Origin of the sequence: Bradyrhizobium sp. (assembly GCF_035701725.1) — a bacterium.
In the GTDB taxonomy this organism is placed as follows: domain Bacteria; phylum Pseudomonadota; class Alphaproteobacteria; order Rhizobiales; family Xanthobacteraceae; genus Bradyrhizobium.
Genome location: NZ_DASSRP010000256.1, coordinates 1 through 2400, shown reverse-complemented (window position 1 = coordinate 2400; position 2400 = coordinate 1). Strand labels below are relative to the sequence as shown.

Annotated in this window: 3 protein-coding genes; 2 read left to right on the top strand and 1 reads right to left on the bottom strand. The window is 62.7% G+C overall.

Features of this window, described 5'->3' with window-relative positions; all coding sequences use genetic code 11:
- Both istA and istB read left to right on the top strand, forming a co-directional pair.
- A partial coding sequence (gene istA, locus VFL62_RS15430) for an IS21 family transposase (protein WP_325173250.1) occupies window positions 1-1114 on the top strand: 1114 nt, incomplete at its 5' end.
- A 15-nt stretch (window positions 1115-1129) separates the two neighbouring features.
- A complete protein-coding gene (istB, locus tag VFL62_RS15425) occupies window positions 1130-1891 on the top strand; it encodes an IS21-like element helper ATPase IstB (protein WP_325173251.1) in 762 nt (253 codons plus the stop codon).
- A 121-nt stretch (window positions 1892-2012) separates the two neighbouring features.
- Here the strand turns inward: istB and VFL62_RS15420 are convergent.
- Window positions 2013-2400 (bottom strand): IS66 family transposase (locus VFL62_RS15420; protein ID WP_325173249.1); only part of this gene is annotated, 388 nt, incomplete at its 5' end.

The following is a 2400-nucleotide window of genomic DNA, read 5'->3' as shown; positions in this document are numbered from 1 at the left end:
GAAGGTTTTCGTCGATTTCGCCGGCGACACCATCGATATCTTCGATCCCATCACCGGCGAAGTGCGCGCCATGAAGCTGTTCGTCGCGGCAATGGGAGCCTCGAACTACACCTACGCCGAGGCTTGCCCAAGCGAGAGCCTGTCCGATTGGATCGGCGTGCATACCAATCTGTTCAGATATCTCGGCGGCGTACCGAAGTTCGTGGTCTGCGATAATCTCAAGGCCGCCGTTAGCAACCCCGATCGCTATGATCCCGGGCTCAACCGAACCTATGCCGAGATGGCCAGCCATTACGGTACCGCGATCCTCGCGGCACGGCCGAGGCGGCCAAAGGACAAGGCCAAGGTTGAGGTCGCCGTGCAGATCGCGCAGCGCTGGATTCTGGCCCGTTTGCGCAATCAGCGTTTCTTCTCGCTGGCGGAACTCAATGCCGCCATTGGCGTGCTGGTCGTTGAACTCAACGCTCGCCAGATGCGCGGTTTCGGCTCCAGCCGTGCCGAACTGTTCGCCGAGATCGATCGTCTCAAGCTGGGAGAACTGCCGGACCAGCCATACGTCTTCGCGCGCTGGAAGCGCTGCCGCGTTGCACCAGATTATCATGTCGAGATTGACGGCCACTGGTATTCCACCCCTTACCGCCTGATCCGTGAGCTCGTCGATGTGCGCATCGCCGACAAGACCGTCGAGATCTTCCACAGGGGCCAGAGGATCGCCAGCCACGCCCGTGCGCCCAACCGCCGCGGCCACACCACGATTGCCGATCACATGCCGAGCGCCCATCGCCGCTATGGCAAATGGACGCCCGGAGGACTGATCGCTGCCGGCGAGAAGATCGGCCCCTCTGCCGCGGCGTTCTTCCAGACCGTGATCGCGGCCCGGCCGCATCCCGAGCAAGGTTTTCGCACCTGCCTCGGTATCCTGTCGCTGGCCAGGAGCTACGACAACGCGCGCGTCGATGCAGCCTGCCGACGCGGCATCCTGATCAAGGCTCGCTCCGTCGCATCGATCCGTTCGATCCTCAAAAATGGTCTTGATCGCGCTTTTCTCGACGAGACGTCCGACCACCAGCCCCTGCGCCACGGCAACATCCGCGGTCAGGGCTATTTCCACTGAACCATGGAGATCTCAATGTTGACACATCCCACCCACGAACGGCTCATCTCGCTTGGCTTGGCCGGAATGGCCAAAGCCTTCGAGGAGCAGCGACGATCACCTGATCTCGACGCCCTGTCGTTCGAGGAGCGCGTCGGATTGCTGGTCGATCGCGAAGCCGCCGAGCGCGACACCAAACGTCTCACGACCCGCCTCAAGTTCGCCGCGCTGCGCCAGAGCGCGTGCGTGGAAGACGTCGATTTGCGCACGCCACGCGGTATCGATCGCGCCGTCTTCGCCAGACTCGCCGTCGGCGACTGGATCGACCGCAACGAGAACCTGCTCATCACCGGGGCAACCGGGCTCGGCAAGAGTTGGATTGCCTGCGCCCTGGGCCACAAAGCCTGCCGCGACAACCGTTCGGTCCAGTATCATCGCGTCCCGCGCCTGTTCGAGGCGCTTGCCCTCGCACGCGGCGACGGCCGCTATGGCCGTCTGCTCAAAACCTTCGGCCGCGTTCAACTGCTGATCCTCGATGACTGGGGCCTTTCGGTTCTCAACCAGCCCGAACGGCGCGACCTGCTGGAGATCCTTGATGATCGCCACGGTCGCGCCTCGACCATCGTCACTAGCCAGGTCCCCGTCGAACATTGGCACGACGTTATCGGCGACCCCACCCTCGGCGACGCCATCCTGGATCGCCTTGTTCACAACGCTCACCGCCTTCAACTCATCGGAGAAAGCATGCGAAAACAGAACGCCCGCAACCAAACTCTTGACGCCAACTCAAACGCCTGAACCAATCACCGTGTCGGTCAAAGCGGCCGCTCATGATCGCGCGAAATACCTCTGCTCACCATCGCGTGAAATCGTTGCTCACCATCAGAGAAATGCGCAGTTGCGCGGCTGAGAAGCCGGATCAGGCAGCGGACTGAACAGGCGCCTTCCATTCCCAGGGCAACAGCTCATTGAGCCGACCTTGCGGGATGCCGGCGATCCGGGCCAGGACGTCGGCCAAACAGGCTTGCGGATCGACCTCGTTGAGCTTTGCCGTCATGATCAGCGTTGCCATGACCGCGGCGCGGTCGGCCCCACGTTCGGAGCCGGCGAAGAGCCAGGACTTGCGGCCCAAGGCAAAGCCGCGCAGCGCACGCTCCGCCGCATTATTTGTCAGGCAGATCCGCCCACCATCGATGAAGCGGGTGAACCGATCCCAGCGGCGCAACATGTAATCGATTGGCTTGGCGACCGATGACGAGTTCGACAGCCGGGCGCGCTGCTCGCGGAGCCACGCTTCCAATGCCGTC

Coding starts and splice junctions, on each gene's coding strand:
- istB (WP_325173251.1), top strand. CDS start 1,130: ATGTTGACACATCCCACCCACGAACGGCTCATCTCGCTTGGCTTGGCC.